This window comes from Neobacillus sp. plas4, from assembly GCF_057221695.1.
In genome coordinates this window covers 1,303,737-1,327,947 of the sequence record NZ_CM170152.1, presented here as the reverse complement: position 1 = coordinate 1,327,947, position 24,211 = coordinate 1,303,737, and the positions used below count along the sequence as shown (strand labels likewise).

At 41.3% G+C, this 24,211-nt stretch carries 18 protein-coding genes, 16 tRNA genes, 3 rRNA genes and 1 pseudogene; 4 read left to right on the top strand and 34 right to left on the bottom strand.

Annotated elements, in window-relative coordinates:
- Positions 1–271 precede the first annotated feature (271 nt).
- The 20 genes from AC2TFD_RS06705 to AC2TFD_RS06610 all read right to left on the bottom strand — a co-directional run bounded on the left by AC2TFD_RS06705 (position 272) and on the right by AC2TFD_RS06610 (position 8,002).
- Positions 272–353 (bottom strand) — tRNA-Leu (locus AC2TFD_RS06705).
- Between the two features lie 23 nt (positions 354–376).
- Positions 377–462 (bottom strand) — tRNA-Leu (locus AC2TFD_RS06700).
- A 28-nt stretch (positions 463–490) separates the two neighbouring features.
- A tRNA-Cys gene (locus tag AC2TFD_RS06695) sits at positions 491–561 on the bottom strand.
- A 6-nt stretch (positions 562–567) separates the two neighbouring features.
- Positions 568–642: transfer RNA gene (locus AC2TFD_RS06690), tRNA-Gly, on the bottom strand.
- Positions 643–646: 4 nt separating this feature from the next.
- Positions 647–721 (bottom strand) — tRNA-Gln (locus AC2TFD_RS06685).
- 16 nt (positions 722–737) lie between these two features.
- Positions 738–813 (bottom strand) — tRNA-His (locus AC2TFD_RS06680).
- 15 nt (positions 814–828) lie between these two features.
- Positions 829–902: transfer RNA gene (locus AC2TFD_RS06675), tRNA-Trp, on the bottom strand.
- Between the two features lie 38 nt (positions 903–940).
- Positions 941–1,025, bottom strand: a tRNA-Tyr gene (locus tag AC2TFD_RS06670).
- A 24-nt stretch (positions 1,026–1,049) separates the two neighbouring features.
- A tRNA-Thr gene (locus AC2TFD_RS06665) sits at positions 1,050–1,125 on the bottom strand.
- A gap of 25 nt (positions 1,126–1,150) precedes the next feature.
- Positions 1,151–1,226, bottom strand: a tRNA-Phe gene (locus AC2TFD_RS06660).
- Between the two features lie 47 nt (positions 1,227–1,273).
- Positions 1,274–1,350: transfer RNA gene (locus AC2TFD_RS06655), tRNA-Asp, on the bottom strand.
- 3 nt (positions 1,351–1,353) lie between these two features.
- Positions 1,354–1,427 (bottom strand) — tRNA-Met (locus AC2TFD_RS06650).
- Positions 1,428–1,475: 48 nt separating this feature from the next.
- Positions 1,476–1,551: transfer RNA gene (locus AC2TFD_RS06645), tRNA-Val, on the bottom strand.
- Between the two features lie 42 nt (positions 1,552–1,593).
- A tRNA-Glu gene (locus AC2TFD_RS06640) sits at positions 1,594–1,668 on the bottom strand.
- A 23-nt stretch (positions 1,669–1,691) separates the two neighbouring features.
- Positions 1,692–1,783: transfer RNA gene (locus AC2TFD_RS06635), tRNA-Ser, on the bottom strand.
- Positions 1,784–1,792: 9 nt separating this feature from the next.
- A tRNA-Asn gene (locus tag AC2TFD_RS06630) sits at positions 1,793–1,867 on the bottom strand.
- A 17-nt stretch (positions 1,868–1,884) separates the two neighbouring features.
- Positions 1,885–2,001: ribosomal RNA gene (gene rrf, locus AC2TFD_RS06625) — 5S ribosomal RNA — on the bottom strand.
- Positions 2,002–2,132: 131 nt separating this feature from the next.
- Positions 2,133–5,087 (bottom strand): 23S ribosomal RNA (locus tag AC2TFD_RS06620).
- A 217-nt stretch (positions 5,088–5,304) separates the two neighbouring features.
- A 16S ribosomal RNA gene (locus tag AC2TFD_RS06615) occupies positions 5,305–6,854 on the bottom strand.
- The 16S, 23S and 5S rRNA genes sit together here with 16 tRNA genes alongside, the layout of an rRNA operon.
- A 272-nt stretch (positions 6,855–7,126) precedes the next feature.
- Entirely contained in the window at positions 7,127–8,002 is an 876-nt protein-coding gene (locus AC2TFD_RS06610) for a nucleotidyltransferase-like protein (RefSeq protein ID WP_484675341.1), read from the bottom strand.
- 149 nt (positions 8,003–8,151) lie between these two features.
- Between AC2TFD_RS06610 and AC2TFD_RS06605 the strand changes: the two genes are divergently transcribed.
- Positions 8,152–8,517, top strand: a complete 366-nt coding sequence (locus AC2TFD_RS06605) for a YgzB family protein (protein ID WP_335514338.1) — start codon at positions 8,152–8,154, stop codon at positions 8,515–8,517.
- 23 nt (positions 8,518–8,540) lie between these two features.
- Here AC2TFD_RS06605 and perR read toward each other — a convergent pair whose 3' ends face one another.
- From perR to AC2TFD_RS06585, 4 genes are all read right to left on the bottom strand, one after another.
- Entirely contained in the window at positions 8,541–8,978 is a 438-nt protein-coding gene (gene perR, locus AC2TFD_RS06600) for a peroxide-responsive transcriptional repressor PerR (protein ID WP_335514335.1), read from the bottom strand.
- 106 nt (positions 8,979–9,084) lie between these two features.
- Positions 9,085–9,639 (bottom strand): cob(I)yrinic acid a,c-diamide adenosyltransferase, encoded by a 555-nt coding sequence (locus tag AC2TFD_RS06595; protein WP_484675340.1) that lies wholly within the window; start codon positions 9,637–9,639, stop codon positions 9,085–9,087.
- A 245-nt stretch (positions 9,640–9,884) separates the two neighbouring features.
- Complete coding sequence (bcp, locus tag AC2TFD_RS06590; protein WP_335514330.1) at positions 9,885–10,355, bottom strand: thioredoxin-dependent thiol peroxidase; 471 nt, start codon at positions 10,353–10,355, stop codon at positions 9,885–9,887.
- Between the two features lie 66 nt (positions 10,356–10,421).
- Positions 10,422–10,769, bottom strand: coding sequence for an ion channel (locus AC2TFD_RS06585; RefSeq protein WP_335514326.1), 348 nt, complete (start codon positions 10,767–10,769; stop codon positions 10,422–10,424).
- Positions 10,770–10,981: 212 nt separating this feature from the next.
- On the opposite strand from AC2TFD_RS06585, the gene AC2TFD_RS06580 reads away from it, so the two are divergent.
- The 3 genes and pseudogenes from AC2TFD_RS06580 to AC2TFD_RS06570 form a co-directional block, all read left to right on the top strand.
- Positions 10,982–12,277 carry a glutamate-1-semialdehyde 2,1-aminomutase gene (locus AC2TFD_RS06580; protein WP_484675339.1) on the top strand — a complete coding sequence of 432 codons (1,296 nt, stop codon included), beginning with the start codon at positions 10,982–10,984 and terminating at the stop codon, positions 12,275–12,277.
- A 341-nt stretch (positions 12,278–12,618) separates the two neighbouring features.
- A complete protein-coding gene (locus AC2TFD_RS06575) occupies positions 12,619–13,692 on the top strand; it encodes an aromatic acid exporter family protein (protein ID WP_335514322.1) in 1,074 nt (357 codons plus the stop codon).
- Between the two features lie 96 nt (positions 13,693–13,788).
- A pseudogene (locus AC2TFD_RS06570) lies at positions 13,789–13,872 on the top strand (nucleoside-diphosphate kinase); the annotation flags it as partial.
- A 212-nt stretch (positions 13,873–14,084) separates the two neighbouring features.
- Here the strand turns inward: AC2TFD_RS06570 and AC2TFD_RS06565 are convergent.
- From AC2TFD_RS06565 to AC2TFD_RS06520, 10 genes are all read right to left on the bottom strand, one after another.
- Positions 14,085–15,242, bottom strand: a complete 1,158-nt coding sequence (locus AC2TFD_RS06565; RefSeq protein ID WP_484675338.1) for a CaiB/BaiF CoA transferase family protein — start codon at positions 15,240–15,242, stop codon at positions 14,085–14,087.
- A gap of 47 nt (positions 15,243–15,289) precedes the next feature.
- Positions 15,290–15,844 (bottom strand): Fe-S-containing hydro-lyase, encoded by a 555-nt coding sequence (locus AC2TFD_RS06560; protein ID WP_484675337.1) that lies wholly within the window; start codon positions 15,842–15,844, stop codon positions 15,290–15,292.
- Positions 15,845–15,858: 14 nt separating this feature from the next.
- On the bottom strand, positions 15,859–16,704 hold the full coding sequence (locus tag AC2TFD_RS06555) for a fumarate hydratase (protein WP_484675336.1): 846 nt from the start codon (positions 16,702–16,704) through the stop codon (positions 15,859–15,861).
- Between the two features lie 121 nt (positions 16,705–16,825).
- Complete coding sequence (locus AC2TFD_RS06550; RefSeq protein WP_484675335.1) at positions 16,826–17,671, bottom strand: HpcH/HpaI aldolase/citrate lyase family protein; 846 nt, start codon at positions 17,669–17,671, stop codon at positions 16,826–16,828.
- Between the two features lie 111 nt (positions 17,672–17,782).
- Positions 17,783–18,307, bottom strand: a complete 525-nt coding sequence (locus tag AC2TFD_RS06545; RefSeq protein WP_484675334.1) for a PaaI family thioesterase — start codon at positions 18,305–18,307, stop codon at positions 17,783–17,785.
- Between the two features lie 50 nt (positions 18,308–18,357).
- Positions 18,358–19,116, bottom strand: coding sequence for a succinate dehydrogenase iron-sulfur subunit (gene sdhB / locus AC2TFD_RS06540; protein WP_484675333.1), 759 nt, complete (start codon positions 19,114–19,116; stop codon positions 18,358–18,360).
- A 17-nt stretch (positions 19,117–19,133) separates the two neighbouring features.
- Positions 19,134–20,912, bottom strand: coding sequence for a succinate dehydrogenase flavoprotein subunit (gene sdhA, locus AC2TFD_RS06535; RefSeq protein WP_484675332.1), 1,779 nt, complete (start codon positions 20,910–20,912; stop codon positions 19,134–19,136).
- A gap of 67 nt (positions 20,913–20,979) precedes the next feature.
- Positions 20,980–21,630 (bottom strand): succinate dehydrogenase cytochrome b558 subunit, encoded by a 651-nt coding sequence (locus AC2TFD_RS06530; RefSeq protein ID WP_484675331.1) that lies wholly within the window; start codon positions 21,628–21,630, stop codon positions 20,980–20,982.
- A gap of 290 nt (positions 21,631–21,920) precedes the next feature.
- Entirely contained in the window at positions 21,921–23,318 is a 1,398-nt protein-coding gene (locus AC2TFD_RS06525) for a short-chain fatty acid transporter (protein ID WP_484675330.1), read from the bottom strand.
- A 47-nt stretch (positions 23,319–23,365) separates the two neighbouring features.
- The gene (locus AC2TFD_RS06520; protein ID WP_484675329.1) at positions 23,366–24,196 is read right to left on the bottom strand and encodes an alpha/beta fold hydrolase; all 831 of its coding nucleotides are present in this window, start codon (positions 24,194–24,196) and stop codon (positions 23,366–23,368) included.
- Positions 24,197–24,211: the final 15 nt, after the last annotated feature.

The following is a 24,211-nucleotide window of genomic DNA, read 5'->3' as shown; positions in this document are numbered from 1 at the left end:
CCGACTTCTTAAATCAATATTTCCCATTTTCATCCCCTTCCTTTTACATATATTGATTCTACTTAAAAATTCTATTTAGACATATAGTTTTTACTGACGAGAATTGGACTTTAAATAGGCTTTTAACCATGAAGTCTTCATGATGACTGGAAAAGATAGAATTACTAAAATACAGTCACGGAGATCCTATATATAAATTAACAAAGTAAAAAAAAAACGTTTCTTACTTAGTGTAAGAAACGTTTTTTTTCGCCTGATAAGCGATTGATGATACCGGTGGTCGGGGTCGAACCGACACTCCTTGCGGAACACGATTTTGAGTCGTGCGCGTCTGCCAATTCCGCCACACCGGCAAAATAAAGTTTTAAATACGTAATGCCGAGAACCGGAATCGAACCGGTACGGTAGTCACCTACCGCAGGATTTTAAGTCCTGTGCGTCTGCCAGTTCCGCCACCCCGGCAAAATATAAATGATATTAAATAAAATAAAGGCGCCAACCGGATTCGAACCGGTGGTAAAGGTTTTGCAGACCTCTGCCTTACCACTTGGCTATGGCGCCGTATTATGGAGCGGAAGACGGGATTCGAACCCGCGACCCCCACCTTGGCAAGGTGGTGTTCTACCACTGAACTACTTCCGCAAATTGGCTGGGCTAGCTGGATTTGAACCAACGCATGTCGCAGTCAAAGTGCGATGCCTTACCGCTTGGCTATAGCCCAATGAAAAATGATTTAATGGGGCGACTGATGGGAATCGAACCCACGAATGCCTGAACCACAATCAGGTGCGTTAACCACTTCGCCACAATCGCCACAATAAAATTTTTTGGCAGGGGTAGTAGGAATTGAACCCACACCAAAGGTTTTGGAGACCTTCGTTCTACCTTTAAACTATACCCCTATATATAGAATGTTATTTTCACTATCGTGAAAAAACATTGGTGGAGGGGGACGGATTCGAACCGCCGAACCCGGAGGGAGCGGATTTACAGTCCGCCGCGTTTAGCCACTTCGCTACCCCTCCACATAATATGAATCTTTCACCTAATGGTGCCGGCTAGAGGACTTGAACCCCCAACCTACTGATTACAAGTCAGTTGCTCTACCAATTGAGCTAAACCGGCAAGCATATAATCAATAGAATTAAAATGGTGGCTCAGGACGGAATCGAACCGCCGACACAAGGATTTTCAGTCCTTTGCTCTACCGACTGAGCTACTGAGCCACACTATTAGGCCTCTTTATTAAAAACCAGTAGGTTTAAAATATAGATGGCGGTCTGGACGGGACTCGAACCCGCGACCTCCTGCGTGACAGGCAGGCATTCTAACCAACTGAACTACCAGACCGTATTGCGGGGACAGGATTTGAACCTGCGACCTTCGGGTTATGAGCCCGACGAGCTACCGGACTGCTCCACCCCGCGACAATAAAAATACTATGGAAAGTTATTTTCGCTATCGCGAAAAAACTTTGGTGGAGGATGACGGGATCGAACCGCCGACCCTCTGCTTGTAAGGCAGATGCTCTCCCAGCTGAGCTAATCCTCCATATTACAGGAAAGTTATTTTTCACTATCGTGAAAAAAACTCTGGTGACCCCTACGGGATTCGAACCCGTGTTACCTCCGTGAAAGGGAGGTGTCTTAACCACTTGACCAAGGGGCCATACAATATAGATAGTGTTTTTATGGCGGAGAGCAAGGGATTTGAACCCTTGAGACAGGGTTACCCGCCTACACGATTTCCAATCGTGCTCCTTCGGCCACTCGGACAGCTCTCCATAAAAGAATGGCTCCGCAGGTAGGACTCGAACCTACGACCGATCGGTTAACAGCCGATAGCTCTACCACTGAGCTACTGCGGAATAATAAAATTGTTACAGCCTGGCAACGTCCTACTCTCACAGGGACGCTTGTCCCAACTACCATCGGCGCTGAGAAGCTTAACTTCCGTGTTCGGTATGGGAACGGGTGTGACCTTCTCGCCATTATTACCAGACTGTTTTCTCAAAGACATACTTTATTATACTGTCTTTCAGAGATTTTTCAAGAGGTTTTTGAAAAAATTCATTCCCTCAAAACTAGATAATTTCAGAAGAAGTTAGTAAAAACGAGTTCATCTTTTAAAAATTGGTTAAGTCCTCGAACGATTAGTATCAGTCAGCTCCACACGTCACCGCGCTTCCACCTCTGACCTATCAACCTGATCATCTTTCAGGGTTCTTACTAGCTTGACGCTATGGGAAATCTCATCTTGAGGGGGGCTTCATGCTTAGATGCTTTCAGCACTTATCCCGTCCGCACATAGCTACCCAGCGATGCCTTTGGCAAGACAACTGGTACACCAGCGGTGCGTCCATCCCGGTCCTCTCGTACTAAGGACAGCTCCTCTCAAATTTCCTGCGCCCACGACGGATAGGGACCGAACTGTCTCACGACGTTCTGAACCCAGCTCGCGTACCGCTTTAATGGGCGAACAGCCCAACCCTTGGGACCGACTACAGCCCCAGGATGCGATGAGCCGACATCGAGGTGCCAAACCTCCCCGTCGATGTGGACTCTTGGGGGAGATAAGCCTGTTATCCCCGGGGTAGCTTTTATCCGTTGAGCGATGGCCCTTCCATGCGGAACCACCGGATCACTAAGCCCGACTTTCGTCCCTGCTCGACTTGTAGGTCTCGCAGTCAAGCTCCCTTGTGCCTTTACACTCTGCGAATGATTTCCAACCATTCTGAGGGAACCTTTGGGCGCCTCCGTTACTCTTTAGGAGGCGACCGCCCCAGTCAAACTGCCCACCTGACACTGTCTCCCACCCCGATCAGGGGTGAGGGTTAGAATTTCAATACAGCCAGGGTAGTATCCCACCGACGCCTCCACCGAAGCTGGCGCTCCGGCTTCTCAGGCTCCTACCTATCCTGTACAAGCTGTACCAAAATTCAATATCAGGCTACAGTAAAGCTCCACGGGGTCTTTCCGTCCTGTCGCGGGTAACCTGCATCTTCACAGGTAGTATAATTTCACCGAGTCTCTCGTTGAGACAGTGCCCAGATCGTTACGCCTTTCGTGCGGGTCGGAACTTACCCGACAAGGAATTTCGCTACCTTAGGACCGTTATAGTTACGGCCGCCGTTTACTGGGGCTTCGATTCAGAGCTTCGCTTAGAGCTAACCCCTCCTCTTAACCTTCCAGCACCGGGCAGGCGTCAGCCCCTATACTTCGCCTTGCGGCTTCGCAGAGACCTGTGTTTTTGCTAAACAGTCGCCTGGGCCTATTCACTGCGGCTCTTCGAGGCTATTCACCTCAAAAAGCACCCCTTCTCCCGAAGTTACGGGGTCATTTTGCCGAGTTCCTTAACGAGAGTTCTCTCGCTCACCTTAGGATTCTCTCCTCGCCTACCTGTGTCGGTTTGCGGTACGGGCACCTTTTATCTCGCTAGAGGCTTTTCTTGGCAGTGTGGAATCAGGAACTTCGGTACTATATTTCCCTCGGCATCACAGCTCAGCCTTACGGTGAACGGATTTTCCTATTCACCAGCCTACCTGCTTACACGCACATATCCAACAGTGCGCTTACCCTATCCTCCTGCGTCCCCCCATCACTCAAACGATAAAGAGGTGGTACAGGAATATCAACCTGTTGTCCATCGCCTACGCCTTTCGGCCTCGGCTTAGGTCCCGACTAACCCTGAGAGGACGAGCCTTCCTCAGGAAACCTTAGGCATACGGTGGATGGGATTCTCACCCATCTTTCGCTACTCATACCGGCATTCTCACTTCTAAGCGCTCCACCAGTCCTTACGGTCTAGCTTCAACGCCCTTAGAACGCTCTCCTACCACTGACATCGTAGATGTCAATCCACAGCTTCGGTGTTACGTTTAGCCCCGGTACATTTTCGGCGCAGAGTCACTCGACCAGTGAGCTATTACGCACTCTTTAAATGGTGGCTGCTTCTAAGCCAACATCCTGGTTGTCTAAGCAACTCCACATCCTTTTCCACTTAACGTAAACTTTGGGACCTTAGCTGGTGGTCTGGGCTGTTTCCCTTTTGACTACGGATCTTATCACTCGCAGTCTGACTCCCACGGATAAGTCTTTGGCATTCGGAGTTTGTCTGAATTCGGTAACCCGATGAGGGCCCCTAGTCCAAACAGTGCTCTACCTCCAAGACTCTTACAACGTGAGGCTAGCCCTAAAGCTATTTCGGAGAGAACCAGCTATCTCCAAGTTCGATTGGAATTTCTCCGCTACCCACACCTCATCCCCGCACTTTTCAACGTGCGTGGGTTCGGGCCTCCATCCAGTGTTACCTGGACTTCACCCTGGACATGGGTAGATCACCTGGTTTCGGGTCTACGACCACATACTTATTCGCCCTATTCAGACTCGCTTTCGCTGCGGCTCCGTCTCTTCAACTTAACCTTGCATGGGATCGTAACTCGCCGGTTCATTCTACAAAAGGCACGCCATCACCCGGGTTTTTTCGAAAGAAAAAACATAGGGCTCTGACTACTTGTAGGCACACGGTTTCAGGATCTATTTCACTCCCCTTCCGGGGTGCTTTTCACCTTTCCCTCACGGTACTGGTTCACTATCGGTCACTAGGGAGTATTTAGCCTTGGGAGATGGTCCTCCCAGCTTCCGACCGGATTTCTCGTGTCCGGCCGTACTCAGGATCCACTCAGGAGGGAACGAAGTTTCAACTACAGGGTTTTTACCTTCTATGACGGGCCTTTCCAGACCGCTTCATCTACCCCGTTCCTTTGTAACTCCATGTTGAGTGTCCTACAACCCCAAGAGGCAAGCCTCTTGGTTTGGGCTATGTCCCGTTTCGCTCGCCGCTACTCAGGGAATCGCGTTTGCTTTCTCTTCCTCCGGGTACTTAGATGTTTCAGTTCCCCGGGTCTGCCTTCAATACCCTATGTATTCAGGTAAAGATACTGCTCCATTACGAGCAGTGGGTTCCCCCATTCGGAAATCTCCGGATCAAAGCTTACTTACAGCTCCCCGAAGCATATCGGTGTTAGTCCCGTCCTTCATCGGCTCCTAGTGCCAAGGCATCCACCGTGCGCCCTTTCTAACTTAACCTAAATGGTTATTCTCTTATTTAATAAGAGAGAAAAACTAAAATGGCTAGGAAAAATTGAACTTCATTTTTCCCTTCACTCGGTTTTTACTTGGTTTCTTCTTCTTACGATTATCTAGTTTTCAAAGAACGAATATATCAGAGAGATTACTCTCTCAAAACTAAACAAACAAGTAACAGTCAACGTTTATCAGTCCACAAGGACTGTATATTCCTTAGAAAGGAGGTGATCCAGCCGCACCTTCCGATACGGCTACCTTGTTACGACTTCACCCCAATCATCTGTCCCACCTTAGGCGGCTGGCTCCTTACGGTTACCCCACCGACTTCGGGTGTTACAAACTCTCGTGGTGTGACGGGCGGTGTGTACAAGGCCCGGGAACGTATTCACCGCGGCATGCTGATCCGCGATTACTAGCGATTCCGGCTTCATGTAGGCGAGTTGCAGCCTACAATCCGAACTGAGAATGGTTTTATGGGATTGGCTAAACCTCGCGGTCTTGCAGCCCTTTGTACCATCCATTGTAGCACGTGTGTAGCCCAGGTCATAAGGGGCATGATGATTTGACGTCATCCCCACCTTCCTCCGGTTTGTCACCGGCAGTCTCCTTAGAGTGCCCAACTGAATGCTGGCAACTAAGAACAAGGGTTGCGCTCGTTGCGGGACTTAACCCAACATCTCACGACACGAGCTGACGACAACCATGCACCACCTGTCACTCTGTCCCCCGAAGGGGAACGTCCTATCTCTAGGAGTGTCAGAGGATGTCAAGACCTGGTAAGGTTCTTCGCGTTGCTTCGAATTAAACCACATGCTCCACCGCTTGTGCGGGCCCCCGTCAATTCCTTTGAGTTTCAGCCTTGCGGCCGTACTCCCCAGGCGGAGTGCTTAATGCGTTAGCTGCAGCACTAAAGGGCGGAAACCCTCTAACACTTAGCACTCATCGTTTACGGCGTGGACTACCAGGGTATCTAATCCTGTTTGCTCCCCACGCTTTCGCGCCTCAGCGTCAGTTACAGACCAGAAAGCCGCCTTCGCCACTGGTGTTCCTCCACATCTCTACGCATTTCACCGCTACACGTGGAATTCCGCTTTCCTCTTCTGTACTCAAGTCCCCCAGTTTCCAATGACCCTCCACGGTTGAGCCGTGGGCTTTCACATCAGACTTAAAGGACCGCCTGCGCGCGCTTTACGCCCAATAATTCCGGACAACGCTTGCCACCTACGTATTACCGCGGCTGCTGGCACGTAGTTAGCCGTGGCTTTCTGGTTAGGTACCGTCAAGGTACCGGCAGTTACTCCGGTACTTGTTCTTCCCTAACAACAGAGCTTTACGACCCGAAGGCCTTCATCGCTCACGCGGCGTTGCTCCGTCAGACTTTCGTCCATTGCGGAAGATTCCCTACTGCTGCCTCCCGTAGGAGTCTGGGCCGTGTCTCAGTCCCAGTGTGGCCGATCACCCTCTCAGGTCGGCTACGCATCGTCGCCTTGGTGAGCCGTTACCTCACCAACTAGCTAATGCGCCGCGGGCCCATCTGTAAGTGTCAGCGTAAACCGACTTTCAGCTTCCCCTCATGAGAGGGAAAGAATTATCCGGTATTAGCACCGGTTTCCCGGTGTTATCCCAGTCTTACAGGCAGGTTGCCCACGTGTTACTCACCCGTCCGCCGCTAATCAAGAGGTGCAAGCACCTCTTGATTCGCTCGACTTGCATGTATTAGGCACGCCGCCAGCGTTCGTCCTGAGCCAGGATCAAACTCTCCAAGAAAGTTGATATAGCTCATTTGTTACGTTGGCTAGTTTCTTATAGAAGAAACTAATATTTTTTGTTGACGTTCTTGTTTGTTTAGTTTTCAAAGAGCAATTAACACTTTCGCTCGTAAGCGACTTTTATAATATAACACAACGTAATTTAAAGTGTCAATATTATTTTTTCAAAAAAAGAAAACCGTCACTCGCAGAACTTTTATTCAATCGTTCGCAGCGACGGTTATAAATATATCAAGTATCTCAAAAAAGGTCAATAGGTTTTATTATTTTTTACAATAATTTTTTATTCACCTGATAACATCGATGAAAAATGCCATGTCCCTTTGTATCTAGACTAACAACATCAATTAATCCTTTTTCTATTAAGTACTCAATTAAAACAGCAAGATCCACTGAATAAGGGACTAACTCTTTCTCATTCTGAATTTCATTGAAGGTCCAGTATTCTTTTGTACCGAGGACATCTAAGAGATGAGCACATCCTACTTTGGTACGTGAATGAATCATAAACTCGCTTGCTAAAAATAATAACTCCAGCCTTTTTTCTATTGGTTCTTCACTATTAACGAGTTCTTCATATAATTTTACTATTTCAGGTTCAATTTGTTTAACCTGCTGCCAAACCGTTAATTCGGGATGAAGCCCATTTTCAACTACTGCTAATCGCGCTAAGTGGTGTAGAGAATGAACAACATAATTATAGGCATCTAAGAATTGTTTGTTTTCAAAGAGCGCTTTCCCATCGACATACCGTCTTATCAGCTTAGCAAATTCTAACCCCATTTTTATCTTTCGACCATTAAACGGAAATTCACGGAGCTCGGTTTTGAGATTCGCAATATACTCATTGCGATCAAATAATATTTTTGCATTATGAAGCCATTCAAATATTTTTCGATTTGTGCCTAGGAGAAGCCATTCTTTTAATTGTGCTTCGGTAATGATATGCATCGCTGCCTTATTATCATTGTAAGTATAATGCTTTATTAGTAATGGCTGTTCTCCCTCTTTTATTATGATTAAAAGGATTACATCAAAGGTGTCTGTGGTATGACTTGATTTATGTCTTTTTTCTATCATCAATACACCAAGTGTATTGGATTGACTAGCCCGTTCCTGATATATAGGCCGAAGAATGTCTTTCATTCACTCATTCCTCCAATTTTCTCGATAACTATAAGTTCGACAGTAATATAAAATCTCCTTCTTACGAATAAGACAAACTTCGACATTTTTATACATACCCTTTTTTCCCCAGATGTAAATATGGTATAGTTTGTCTAGGAGGAGAGAATATGGCTAAATATTCAAGTAAAATAAATAAAATTCGCAGTTTTGCATTGTCCTTAATCTTTATCGGTTTTATTGTTATGTACGGTGGAATCTATTTTCGCAACTCACCACTTATTATGACCATTTTCATGTTAATTGGACTTTTATTTATTATTGCAAGTACCGTAGTTTATTTTTGGATTGGAATGTTATCCACTAAAACAATTCAAGTAAAATGTCCAACCTGCGGAAAACACACGAAAATGCTAGGTAAAGTGGATATGTGTATGTATTGTCGTGAACCCCTAACACTTGATCCTAACCTTGAAGGAAAAGAATTCGATGAGTCATATAACAAAAAACGCCAAAATAAAAAGCCGATCGTCTAATCGGCTTTTATTGTTGCGCCTCATTAATGCACTTCTTTACTTGTACACTCAGGACAAGTTCCGTAAATCTCCATACGATGATTATTTACTTTAAATCCCGTAACATGCGAAGCAAGGTGTTCCACTTCATCTAATCCAGGATAATGGAAATCTACGATTTTGCCGCAGCTTTCACAAATCACATGATAATGGTGTGATGTTACAAAATCAAACCGTGCTGAAGCATCACCATACGTTAATTCTTTTACTAAACCAACTTCACGAAATACTCGTAAATTATTGTAAACTGTCGCCACACTCATATTAGGGAATTTCCCCTCTAAGGCTTTATAAATTTCATCTGCTGTAGGATGTGACATCGAGTTTATTAAATATTCAAGTATCGCATGACGTTGCGGGGTAATCCGTACTCCCGTTTCCTTTAAAGTTTCTAACGCTTCTTTTAACTGATTCATCGCCATGCACCTCTAATCCAAAAAAATTCTTAAATTATAATTGTTATAATTAGTTTACTAAGGAAATAATACTTTTGTCAATATTGTAATATCGTTATCATACAAATGTTTTTCAATTCTCTTGGTGTAACGTTTGCTCTATACTCCCCAGCTCATGATTAACAAAACGGGCAGTCACAAATAATAGATCAGAAAGTCTATTTAAGTATGCCAAAACAAGGGAATTTACTTCCTCCCCCAACGAAACCGCGCATCTTTCTGCTCTCCTTGTAGTTGTACGAGCAACATGGAATGCAGCTCCAGCACAATGTCCACCTGGCAATATAAAATTTGTCAACTCCGGAAGTGATTGATTCATCTGGTCTATTTGCTTTTCCATTTCTTCTATATCACTTACTTTAAGAGACCACTTTACTGGCTTTCCTTTTGGAGTAGCCAACTCCGCACCCACGTGAAAAAGATTTGTTTGTATTTTATGATACATATTCTCTATTAATTCTTTCTTTTGAAAAGATTCGCCTTGTAGATAACTTAATGCAAGTCCAATCATTGAATTCGTTTCATCACAGGTTCCATATGCCTCAACACGCAAATCGTTTTTTGCAACCCTTTGCCCATAAATTAAAGATGTAGTCCCTTTGTCACCAGTCTTTGTATAAATCTTCATATTCCAACCCCCATAACGAAATATTATTTTTACTACTATATGTATACCACTGTTGTATTTTCTTCATCATATCATCTAATTGAACGCCTATAAACACAAGATATAGTGTTTAACCATAAAAAAAAGGGCCGATAGTCGACCCAAAAGTTTTATCTGAGGAGGTATGCCCTAATAGAATGATATTCAAATCGGATTCATTTGCATTGGACAAAAGCCTTTACTGTAGAAATTAGGCTTAAAAATTGTTAGCCCAGATTTTCTTTAATGTATGCTAACGCATTTTCTACATGCCCTTTTACTTGAACCTTTCTCCATTCCTTAACTAGAGATCCATTTTTATCAATGATAAAGGTAGATCTTTCAATACCCATATATTCCTTACCAAAATTTTTCTTTAATTTCCATACACCAAATTCTTCTGCTACGCGATGTTCAGTATCTGCAAGCAGCAAGAATGGCAATCCATATTTCTCTATGAATTTCTGATGACGTTCGACTGGATCAGGACTAACCCCGAGAATCACTGCATTTAACTCTTTAAATTGTTCACTTAGATCACGAAAATCACAGGCTTCTGTTGTACATCCAGGAGTCATATCCTTAGGATAAAAATATAAGACAACATTTGATCCTCTTAAGCTTGATAGCTTTACTGTTTCACCATTATTTGCCGGCAGTTCAAAATCCGGAGCTTGCTTCCCAATTTCAATTGTCATGGTTATCATCACCTCATGGAAAATATTCTCTCCCATAAGCCTAACCAAACATGCTCCACAATACAACTATTTGATTTCCTTTACTTCACGGTCCATCAATGCGCGTGCTACAAATGCTGCAGGCATTGTATAGCCAATTAATGCTTCAACAACCGCTACCATTCTCCCAACACCATGAGGGATGACATCGCCATTCCCAACAGAAAACAAAGTCATCGCACTGAAATAAAAACTTGTTTCAAAGATGTTATAGTTGTTTTCGCCATTTGTTTCTACAAGCAATGATATGCCCCTTAATTCAAACAACAAATAAATGAGTCCAAATCCAAGGATAACGGTAACGTAGATTGACCCCAAAAAAAGGGCATTTTCAATCGAAACCAACTTTCCTTTAACCGTGTTTGGGATAAACAACGTTCTTAAACTCATAAAAATGCAGAAAATTACGATGGGAAGTAAAAAATAGAACACGAGCAGCCACCTCAATTGAGTCAATTATTCTCATTCTATGCAGGCTTGGACGATAAAATATGCAGAGAGTGAAAATTTTTCAAAAAGTAAAATAAATAAAAGTCCCTGTGAAAAGTGATAAAATTGGAAGGAAGTCATTACGAGGAGGAAAACTCATGCAATTTACCAATTCAGAACGGATACATAATGAGGCGCTAAAGCATATAGTCGGCGGGGTAAACAGCCCCTCTCGCTCATACAAAGCTGTTGGCGGCGGAGCGCCAGTGGTAATGGAACGCGCTCAAGGTGCTTACTTTTATGATGTCGATGGAAATCAATACATCGACTACCTTGCTGCTTACGGTCCGATTATCACAGGTCATGCTCACCCTCATATTACAGAAGCAATTAAAAAGGCAGCGGAGAGTGGTGTTCTTTTTGGCACGCCTACACCGCATGAAGTAAAGTTTGCTAAAATGCTAAAGGAAGCTATGCCTTTTTTAGAAAAGGTTCGTTTTGTGAATTCAGGAACAGAAGCGGTCATGACAACCATTCGAGTCGCCCGAGCCTATACAGGAAGAGACAAAATTATTAAGTTCGCTGGATGCTACCACGGACACTCTGACCTTGTACTTGTAGCTGCAGGCTCAGGACCATCCACCCTCGGAACACCTGATTCTGCCGGTGTTCCAAAGAGTATTGCCCAAGAAGTCATTACCGTTCCATTTAATGATATTGCACCTTTTAAAGAAGCCTTAGAGAAATGGGGCGACCAAATCGCTGCTGTCTTAGTTGAACCGATTGTAGGGAACTTCGGAATTGTTGAGCCAAAACCTGGTTTCTTACAGCAGGTAAATGACCTTACTCATGAAGCAGGGGCACTTGTAATCTATGATGAAGTCATCACTGCTTTCCGCTTTATGTATGGAGGTGCACAAGATTTATTAGGAATCCAGCCTGACTTAACCGCACTCGGGAAAATTATTGGGGGCGGTCTGCCTATCGGTGCTTATGGCGGACGTAAAGAAATAATGGAAAAGGTTGCTCCGCTCGGCCCAGCTTATCAAGCGGGAACGATGGCCGGAAATCCAGCTTCCATTCTTTCAGGTATTGCTTGTTTGGAAGTATTAAAGCAAGAGGGTGTATATGATTATCTTGATCGTTTAGGCGCAATGCTTGAAGAGGGAATTTTAGAAGCCGCTCGAGAACACGATATTCAAATTACTATCAATCGTTTAAAAGGCGCCCTCACCGTTTATTTCACAAATGAAAGAATTGAAAACTATGAGCAGGCAGAAAACACAGATGGTGAGATGTTCGGAAGATTCTTTAAGCTTATGCTGCAACAAGGAATAAACTTGGCTCCTTCCAAGTATGAAGCATGGTTCTTAACCATTGCGCATTCAGAAGAGGACATTGAAGCAACACTTCATGCGGTAAACAATGCATTTTCTTTACTTAAAGGAGAATAGACATTTTTCATGCAGAATTAGAGAGTGGCAACACTCTCTATTTTTTTAACACCATAATCCATGAGCGTTTCTTCTTACCGTAGGAGCAGTTTTTTTGATGGGAAGGTCATTTTGAACCCGCTTAAGTAACGGTCACCTTGATTTTTCCAATGCACGGGTACTATAAAACCTCCTGAGTGACCGTCAACATTGTTTTTTCTATGTCACGGGCACTATGAACCCCTAAGCAAATTTCATATTATATCTCTTGATAAAATATTTTAATCCATGTATAGTACGTAATTGTTCATTATGAAGTAAACTAAGAATAAGTCACTTAAATTTGAAAGGAACCATTTAGAATGAAGTTAGGTGCCCGCATTTTAAAAACGGGAATTGCCATTGTCTTGTCCCTTTATTTAGCACAGCTGCTGCACTCGCCCTCTCCTGTATTGGCAGGCATTGCCGCCATTTTTGCCATCCAGCCAACGATTTATCGTTCTTATTTGACGATTGTTGAACAAATTCAAGGGAATTTAATTGGCGCGATCCTCGCAGTTGTTTTTGTCCTTCTCTTAGGAAATCATACTATCGTCATTGGATTGGCTGCTATTATTGTTATTATCATCATCCGTAAATTAAAAATTGAAAATACTATCGGTCTTTCACTCGTTACATTGGTTTCGATTATGGAAACACCCGGAATAGACTTTATTCCGTTTGCCGGTATTCGCTTCTCAACCATTATGATTGGGGTATTTTCTGCTTTTATCGTCAACCTTGTGTTTCTGCCGCCTAAATATGAGAATAAGCTTTATTTTAGTATAACAGGAACAACCGAAGAAATTATTCGTTGGATACGATTAAGCACCCGCCATGATTTTGACTATAACCTTCTAAAAGCGGATATTGAAAAACTAAAAGAAAATTTACTTAAAATGGAACAGTTTTATTTAATGTATAAAGAAGAAAGAAGCTATTTCAAAAAGAATAGTTTAGAAAAGTCGAGAAAACTCGTGGTATTTAGACAAATGACTTCAACTGCAAAACGAGCACTTGATACATTAAAAAAGCTTCATCGATTTGAAAACGAAATGCTGCACTTATCTGAAAGCTTTCAACTGTCCATCCAAGAACAGCTCGATCGTGTCATCTATCATCATGAGCAATTAATGCTTCGATTTATCGGCAAAGTTCCAACACCTATAGAAAGTGAAGCATATACTTGTATTGATAAAAAGGAGTTATTAGAGTTATTCTTGAGTCATCAGAAGCATTACAGCGATCAAGAAGATCCGCATCTTTATCATACAATGCAAATAATTTCTTCTATTATTGATTATGGGGAACAGGTTGAACACCTTGATACACTTATAAACAGCTTTCACTCCTTTCATCATAATGAAGTATCCATTGAGCAAAAAGAAATCGAATAAAAAAAGCAGCTGTTATTGGTTCAGCTGCTTTTTGACTATGGTTTTGCTGTTGCTGTTTCTTCATGCTGTTCGAGTTGCTGCACTTGAAATAATTTTGAAGCAGCGCCAGGTACCATTCGTGGTGACTATGCCTCTACCGAAGAAGAGAATGTCATCCATGGTTTCGATTCTCTTAAATGAAATCGATAATTTCATCGGTCTTCTAAAAGACACAGATTAGGTGATGATTTTCCATTCGACATTCGAAAATCTGTTTAATACTTTTAAATCTATCCCCTTGGCCTATTAATGCTAGACGGAAATCCCACCCGTTATAGTTACGACCTTGCTCGGCCGCAAGGTCTGTCCCCGTAACAACCGTTAAACATCGAATTACAAAATCACTTAATCATTCACATTAGTTTAATTTCTTTTTCAACCATAAATTCTTTTAATATTGCCTCGGTATGCTCTCCAACTCTTGGAATTGGATTCATTACTGCGTTTATTCCATTGAATGTAACTGGAGGAATCAGTGCCTTCACTTTTCCGACTGGGGAATCCACTTCTCTCCAACGATTACGAACTTTTAATTGCGGGTGGTCGATAAACTCTTTTACTGTATTTAATCGAGCGTTCGCAATTTTAGATTCCTCGAGTTTTTTTATGATTTGATCTGAATCTATTCTTAAAAACACTTCATCAATAATTGACTTTAAAATAGCTTTGTTTTCTACACGGTTAGAGTTGCTACTGAATCTGCTGTCGTTAGCTAACGCAGGGTTACCAAGAACCTTCTCACAAAATTGGACCCATTCCCTTTCATTTTGGATTCCTAAAAATACTAACTTCTGATCGCCAGCGGTAAATGGACCATAAGGATAAATGGTGGCGTGGCTTGCCCCTGTTCTTTTTGGTTCCGTACCTCCATATAAGGAATAATAAAGTGGATACCCCATCCATTCAGCGAGGGCTTCTAGCATGGAAACTTCTAAAACCGTTCCTTTGCCCGTTTTATGACGTGCTAATATCGCTGTTAAAATTCCCGTATAGGCATACATCCCTGCTGCAATATCAGCAATTGAAATCCCTGATTTTGATGGGGATTCATCTGTACCAGTAATGGATACTAATCCTGCCTCACATTGAATTAGGAGGTCATAAGCCTTTTTATTCGTATATGGACCGAACGTACCATATCCTGAAATCCCGCAAATAATTAAATGCGGATATTTTTCTATTAACTCCTCTGCTCCAAACCCAAGTCGATCAACTGCACCAGGAGCTAAGTTTTGAATGAATACATCTGCCTCTGACAAGAGCTTATCCAAGACCTTCTTGGCATCATCTCGTTTTAAATCCAAAGCAATGGATTCTTTCGATCGATTGGTCCATACAAAATGACTTGACATACCATTTACAGTTTTATCGTAATTACGTGCAAAATCTCCTGTTTCAGGTCTTTCTACTTTAATAACACGTGCACCTAAATCAGCTAACTGTCTTGTAGCAAAAGGAGCTGCAATCGCCTGTTCTAGAGATACAACGGTAATTCCCTCCAATGGTAACATATCGTTTTCCCCCTTCATGAATCGTCCCCAGTTTTCGAGTAAATATTTTAATTGGATTGAAAACCTTCCACTCCTAATTTATACCAATCATTTCCATATGCATCATTAATCACAACGGCTGGGAAATTTTCAACAACCATTTTTCTAATAGCTTCCGTTCCCAAATCTTCGTAGGCAACCACTTCCACTTGTTTAATCGTCCGTGCAATCAAAGCTCCTGACCCACCAATAGCTGCAAAATAAACGGCTTTATTTCGTTTCATGGCTTCAATAACTTCCGCACTTCTATAACCTTTTCCAATCATTCCTTTTAGTCCCATATCGAGGAGTTTTGGAGTATATTTATCCATCCTTCCACTCGTAGTCGGACCTGCTGAACCAACCACTTGCCCTGGCTTTGGAGGGGTTGGACCGACATAATAAAAAACCTTTCTTTCAATATCAATCGGCAACGTTTTTCCTTGTTCAAGGGCTTCAAACATACGTTTATGGGCAGCATCTCTTGCCGAATAAATTGTCCCGCTGATCAACACTCGGTCACCGGCTTTTAACGATAAAATCGTGTCTTTACTAAATGGTGCTTCTATATGAATGGCTGACATTTTCATTCCCCCCATTAAAGGATGATTTCTTTATGGCGACTGGCATGGCAGTTTAAGTTAATAGCTACCGGTAAAGCGGCGATATGACAAGGAGCGATTTCAATTTTCACATCAAGAGCTGTTGTATTTCCTCCCATCCCTTGAGGACCAATTCCAAGCCTGTTGATTTCATCCATTAACTCTTCTTCTAAATCTGCTATTTCAGACAAACCACTTCTCTCACCAATTGGGCGAAATAGTGATTTCTTCGCTAAATAGGCACACTTCTCAAAATTCCCGCCTATTCCAATCCCAACTACAAGGGGTGGGCAAGCATTTGGACCAGCTATCCTTACCGTATCAATTATAAAATCCTTCACACCTTGTAACCCATCAGCAGGCTTTAACATTTTAAGCGTGCTCATATTTTCACTGCCTCCGCCTTTTGCGGACATATGCATAACGAGTTGATCCCCCGGAACGATTTCGACATGAATAACGGCTGGAGAATTATATCCAGTGCTCTTTTTCCTTGTTAAAGGATGATCGACAATCGAATGTCTTAAATAGCCTTCCTCATAGCCTTTTTTTACACCTTCATTAATAGCTTCATATAAATCGCCGCCAATGATATGACAATCCTGACCCAACTCAACAATAAATACAGCAACACCAGTATCTTGACACATAGGAACACGCTCGCTGGTCGCAATATTCGCATTCAAGATGAGTTGGTTCAAAATATCTTTTCCATTTTCAGAGACCTCTGTTTTCAAGGCCGATTTAAATGCATTTAAAACATCTTCACCGAGATCATAATTTGCTTCTTGGCAGGCAATACTCACCTTTTCAACAATTTCTTCATAAATTATTTTTCTCAAACCGTTTCCCTCCTTAGTTCGGAAAATTCCAAAAATAACGAAGACTATATATCAGTTATAGTTTCATAAATTGTCCTTGCTAAAAATTCTAGTTTGTTTCTATTACACTTTTCGCTCATGGTTATTTTGTAGAGAGTGTTAAGATCCCTTTCGCTTTTTTGTAAACAGGATAATCAACTAGTGCATTATTTACATTAATCGAAGCGATCCCGTTTCTTTCCGCTTCTTCAAATGCACGGACAATCTCTAGCGCTTTGTTTATTTCATTTTCTGAAGGGGAAAATACACTATGAACAATTTCAATTTGTTTTGGATGAATCAAAAGCTTAGCTTTAAATCCGATTTGCTTTGAAAAAACAGCTTCATATTCCAAACCTTTCTCATTGTTTAAATCTGGATAAACCGCATCAATCGGACTATTAATACTTGCTGCTCTTGAAGCAATAACGACTTGTGAACGAGCATATAAAAGTTCTAAACCATTAGGGGTAAGCTCACAATCAATATCAAGGGCAAAATCAATCGATCCAAAAGCCAGTCTCGATATCATAGGATCAGCTGACGCAACTGTATACACATTTTGGACGCCTTTGGCTGTTTCAATTAAAGGAATAACTTCGAAGGCTCTTCCCTCTTCAATAACTAACCTGCGAATTTTATTACAGACCCCCCGGATATACTCTGAAGATTCCGACTTCGGTATCATGATACCTTTTGCACCGCTTGTGATCGCACACATCACATCTTCTTCCCAATATGGCGAATCTAGGTCATTGATTCTTATAATTATTTTTTTTGTATGACTGTCTTCTAATAAAACTTTTTTTATATTTTCACGAGCCGTTTCTTTTTCTGAAAAAGCTACTGCATCCTCCAAATCAATAATGACACAGTCTGCATTTGTAGAAATAGCCTTTTTAATCATTCCAGCTTTGGTGCCTGGTACAAATAAATAAGAACGTTCCATTCTATCCCTCCTCAAATATTAGGGTATTGGATTCTAAAAATATGTACTGAAGAGTATAAATAAGGATAAACCTTCCAATCTATTGGAAGGCGGGATAATAGGAGAAAACTACTATCCTCGCATCATTTTAATGTTCATCGAATCTTCCAACGGACTGTTTTTATTAGTATGTTTGATAAAAAAGGTACCTAATGCCATTGCAACAAGATCACCTTCCTCATCTGTTATGGCACATTGTCCTACAACGGTAGATTTTCCCTCATGCAGGATGGTTGGCTTTGCATAAAGCTTCCTTCCTTTTCCTGGCTTAATATAATTGACTTTCAGTTCCACTGTTAAAACTTGGCTATCATCTTTCACCGCAGAGAGAATTTTATATCCAATCGTAATGTCCGCCAGTGTATAAATAGCTCCTCCCTGAGCAACCCCATATGTGTTGGCATTTTGCATGCCAAGATTCATGGATACTACATCGGGATCTGTCACATCTATACCGAGAAATCGACCTAAATAATAGAAACTGCCTTGTTTGGATTCTTTTATCGAATTAAGGACATGGTGAATATGTTCCAATTCTTGTACGTTTAATTCGTTTAGGTCTTTATTTATTTCCTGTAAAAGAAAATCCTTCAACATTTACATTACCCTCTCGTTTAGTAGGATACTATTTTCATAACAAGTAAGATCTAACTTCTAAACCAGTTTTTCAAAGCTGTAAAATTGGCTTCTCGATTCAACTCACCAAGGGCATGTGTTAAGGGAATTTCCTTTGGACACACCTGAACACAATTTTGTGAGTTCCCGCAATTCGCTATTCCATCTTCTCCAATGACAACTTCCATTCTTTCATTCTTAAGAGTTGCACCAGTTGGATGCATATTAAAATACTTAATTTGTCCCATTGCTTGAGGACCTATGAAAGGTGATTGGCTATTAACGTTAGGACAAGCCTCAAGGCAGCACCCACATGTCATACAAGTAGAATATTTATAAGCTGTTTGTTGGTCATTTGGAGAGATATTCGGTCCCCCATCTAATGCATACGTTCCATCGATTGGAACCCACCCTTTTACTCTTTTTAAAGCTTCAAACATTCTGCTTCGGTCAACAACTAAATCCTTTTGAACTGGAAAAGTAGACATCGGTTCTAATGTAATCGGCTGTTTAAGATTATCAACTAAAGCTGAACAAGCTTGCCTTACCTTACCGTTTATTCTCATACTACAGGCACCACAAACTTCTTCTAGGCAGTTATATTCCCAGACAACGGATTTAACTTTTTTTCCTTCTATATTAAAAGGATTGCGCTGGATTTCCATTAAAGCTGATATAACATTCATATTAGGGCGGTAAGGGATTGAAAATTCTTCCCAATATGAAGGTTCATCTGGAGAATCTTGTCGTTTAATTTTGAATTGAAGCAGCTTTTCTTTTACCTTGACCATCATTTATCCCCCTTTATTTATGCCTTTTGAGTAACTTCTTCTTTTTTACTAGTTGTGACGACATCGTATCTTCTTTCCCGAGGTTGGATATATCGTAAATCCACTGGGTCATAACGGAATATGGGACCATTACCCGTATATTCGGTAATTGTGGTTTTTAACCATTCTTCGTCATTTCTGTTTGGAAACTCAGGTTTGTAGTGAGCGCCTCTACTTTCATTCCTATTTAAAGCACCAAGTGTAATGGCTCGGGCTAGCTCCATCATATTGCGAAGCTGTCTTATGAAAGGGGCTGTTCGATTTTCCCAGACAGTTCGATCATCAGTTCCAATATGATTCCAACGCTCCAGCAACTCTTGTAATTTTTCGTCTGTTTTTTGGAGGTTTTCATTGGTTCGAACCACCGTTACGTTATTGACCATCCAGTCGCTCATTTCAACGTGAAGCTGATATGGATTTTCATCCCCATCCATTTTGAGAATTTTATTAAATTCATTTTTTTGGAACCTTTTTTCCTCTTCATATATGTAACTAGGAAGATCAGCAGACCTCTTTTCAAGACCTTGCACATACTTTACAGCGTTTGGACCAGTAATCATCCCACCGTAAATCGCAGAAACTAAAGAGTTGGCTCCAAGACGGTTGGCTCCATGGTATTGATAATCACATTCGCCGCAAGCAAATAACCCCTTGATATTCGTCATTTGATCATAATCAACCCATAAGCCACCCATAGAATAATGCATCGCCGGGAATATCTTCATAGGCAGTTTTCTTGGATCTTCCCCTACGAATTTTTCGTAAATATCTAAAATCCCACCAAGCTTCCGATCTAACTTTTTATGATCGATATGTGATAAGTCGAGATAAACCATATTCTCCCCATTTATACCTAGCTTAAGGTCGACACATACATGGAAGATTTCCCGGGTTGCAATATCACGAGGCACTAAATTCCCGTACGCAGGATATTTTTCCTCAAGGAAGTACCATGGCTTTCCATCTTTATATACCCAGAGCCTTCCTCCTTCTCCACGAGCAGATTCTGACATTAATCTCAATTTATCATCACCAGGGATTGCGGTTGGATGAATCTGTATAAACTCAGGATTCGCATAAAAGGCTCCTTGTTGATAAGCAATACTATGGGCACTTCCAGTATTGATAATAGAATTGGTACTTTTTCTAAAAATATTGCCAATACCACCAGTGGCCATGATAACAGCATCCGCTCTAAAATCCTGTAATTCCATTGTCTTTAAGTTTTGAGCTACAATCCCTCGGCATGTACGTTCCTCATCAAGTACAAGTGAGACCAATTCCCAATATTCATATTTCTCTATTAAACCTTCAACCTCATACTTTCTCACTTGTTCATCTAAAGCGTATAAGATTTGCTGTCCTGTAGTTGCTCCGGCAAAGGCTGTTCTTGAATATTTAGCGCCACCTAATCGACGGAAATCAATTTTTCCTTCTGGAGTCCGATTAAATTGAACCCCCATTCTTGCTAGTAAATAGATAATATCAGGTGCTGCATCACACATAGCCTTTACAGGAGGCTGATTTGCAAGGAAGTCGCCGCCATAAATCGTATCATCAAAATGTTCCCAAGAAGAATCTCCTTCACCTTTTGTATTGACCGCTCCATTAATTCCTCCTTGAGCACAGACGGAATGTGATCTGCGAACCGGTACTAACGAGAATAATTTTACTTTTCCACCTGTTTCAGCTATTTTTATGGCTGCCATTAATCCTGCTAACCCGCCGCCAATAATAATGTAGTCTTCTGTTTTCATGGACTTTCCCTCCCGCTGTATTTCCCTAAAATTGCATTCAAATTAATCTGTTTAAATTCATTTCTAATTAGATAAAGGCAGTCAAAGTTAAGATACTGATCACACTGATTACGAAAAATAAAACAAGGCTAATTTGTGTGGAGACTTTTTGTGATTTTTTTCCGATTGTGATTCCCCACGTAATAAGACCAGTTGATAAACCGTTACAAAAATGAAAGGCTGTTGAGATAACCCCAATCACATAAAAGGCGAATATAAAAGGGTTTTGTAAATGCTCACTGACGAGATTATAATTCACTTCTGTTCCAGTAATTGCCGTTGATATTCTAAACGACCATACATGATAAGCAACAAATATTAAAATGATAATTCCGCTCATTCGCTGAAATAAAAATAATAGATTTCTTTTGTAGGTGTATTGATTTGCATTGTTTTTAGATATAAATCCTAAATATATGCCATAAATTGCGTGAAACAGCAGTGGAATAGCTATGAATACAATCTCAACTACGATTAAAAAAGGAATGCTCTGCAGTAAATGAATTTGTTCGTTATACTTTTCACTGCCAAGAATTGCAAGGGCGTTTGTATAAATATGCTCTATCAGAAATAATCCCAGTGGAATAATTCCGGCTAGTGAATGTAAACGTGCATATAGGAATTTGTTCGATTTGCTTTTTTGCTGTGGCAGTGCTGGTGTCACTTTACTTGCTTCCATTTGCTTCATCCCCTACCTTATAAGAATTTAGTTAATTCTTTTTTATATGATTAACTTTTAAAAGGATAGCTGGCCTGTCTCCTTTATAGGAGAAAATGATACGGTGATTTTTCATGCCATAAAGAATATTCCGAATTTAAAATTCGAATTTCCGCTTCTATTGTTGCTTCGTTCAGACCAGCTTTTCAATTATTTAGATTTCATGAGGAGGATTTTTTATTTCTAAAAGCTTTATAGTAGGTACATTGTGTCTTTAGTATAATTGGTTTTAAAAAGTGAACCCTCAGTCTTTATAAGAATCCCCAAAGGAAAACACCAGTACAGAGAATAACACCCACCCATAGGAAAGCGATGACATTGTAACCCATAATATCCCGAATCCCGAGACCTGAAATGGCTAATGCCGGCAGCAGCCACATCGGCTGGATTATGTCCTGCCATGCATTCCCCCACATAACGGACATCGATACTTTCGCAAGATCTGCTCCCATGGCATTCGCTGCTTCAATCATAAATGGTCCCTGAACTGCCCAGTGTCCACCCGCTGAAGGAGTGAAAAAATTAATTAACATCGATGAAAGCAATCCCCAGAATGGAAGGGTCTCGGGAGAAGAAATAGCTACAAATCCTTCTGAAATGGTATTAACTAAGCCTGAATGATCCATCATCCCCATAATTCCCGCATAAAAAGGGAACTGAATGATCATACTACCAACATTTTTTGAGGCTGAACTGACTGCATTTAAATAACGGCGAGGTGTACCGTGCAACAATAAACCTAGGAATAGGAAAAGGAAATTGATACTGTTGATATTCAAACTTCCTTTTGTAAATGCAAAATATTGAATAAGAAATACCATGCCTAACGTGACTGCAATAAAAGCAATAAACTTGCTTCGTTCCATCTTTTCAGCCGGAGTTGACGCCCCTTCGCTTGTTGATTCAATTATAGGAGCATTCTCGTCCTTTTTAGTAACACTGACAATCCTTCCCTTTGGCTTGATCAAACTATTAACGAGAGGTAAAGTGACGATTAATAAAAAGAACATTGTGAGGGCAAAACCTGAAAATATGGTCTGATTAATTGGGATAATTCCCATGCTTCCTTCCAAAAAGTGCCCCTCTGTTGATATTAATAACGGAATGGTTGCGGAAATTCCAAATCCATAAAACGCAAAGCCACTGTAGGCAGCAGCAATAGCGAGAGGATAATGCAACGTTGGGATTCTTTCTGCTAATTTTCTCGCCATAATGCTTCCAACGATTAAACCAAAACCCCAGTTGATAAAGCTGGCTATTCCGGCAACAAAGGTAGCTAATGCTATAGCTCCACGAGGTGTCCTGACCATGCCGGCAACCCGGTCGAGAAAACGTTGTACCAATGGTGCCTCAGCCAATACGTACCCTGTTACCAGAACAATGATCATTTGCATGGCAAAGGTAAGTAGGCCCCAGAAACCATCACCCCAATAGCCAACCATTTCTACCGGTGTTTTCCCTTCAACAAAAACACCTAACAATATGGTAATAGCCGTTAATAAAATTGCAAATATAAAGGGATCAGGCATATACTTTTTTACAATCGCAGAGAATACATCACTAAATAATGAAACGACTCTACTAAAAAATCCCTCTTTTTTTAATTCTTCAGTCGTGTTTGTTTCTGGAATCTGGTACATTCTATTCATTTGAACACCTCCTGTTTTTTTAAAAAGCAAATTCCAAGCCTATTAAATTAAAGAACTTCAACCTTACTATCCATTTCTAACATTTGGAGAAATTCATCCAAATACTCACTGACTAATTCAGGATTCTCCACCGGGATAAAGTGACCATATCCTTCAATAGGTTTATATTGAAGCATTTTACAATTTGTCATCCGGCTAATGGTTGCTTCGGCCATTTTACCGGTAGCTATTTTATCATCCAAACCATGAATAACCAGCACAGGACAAGTGATTTGGTCCATTTTGTCACGGACATCGAACCCATTATACATCGTCAAATCTCCTTGTTTGGTAATGCCTATTTCCTGCATGACACCCCAATAGATAAAATCTTTTCTATCCTGATTGGTTTTGCTACCAATTAAACATTCACTAAACTCTAAGTGTGAGTGTTGAGGATTGACATATGGATGGTTTAGCAATTCAAGTATTTTTTCATCAATAGTGGGCGTATAATCAGCTCCCTGCATCGAACAAATTGCTTTTACAGGATAATCCTGTGCTAAATGGTAGACGATATTTCCACCCATTGAACAGCCGATAACAATTGGATCCTTCACATTTAATTCTTCAATAACTGACCAAACGAATTTTCCGTAATCAATATAGTTATTGATCACTTTGTTCCCTGGTAGTGGCCAGCTCTTTCCATGGGCTGGCATATCAAAAGATATCATTCGATATTTATCTTGTAATATTTCCATCATGTCATGATATTGCCGGTTCTCCCTGCCAGCAGTATGCAAACAGACGATCGTGTTACCATTCTCTGGGCCGTTATTTGTTTCACAGTAAATCTTAATATTCTTCACGTTAATATAAAATCCAGTTATTGCCATTTTACTTTCTCCTTT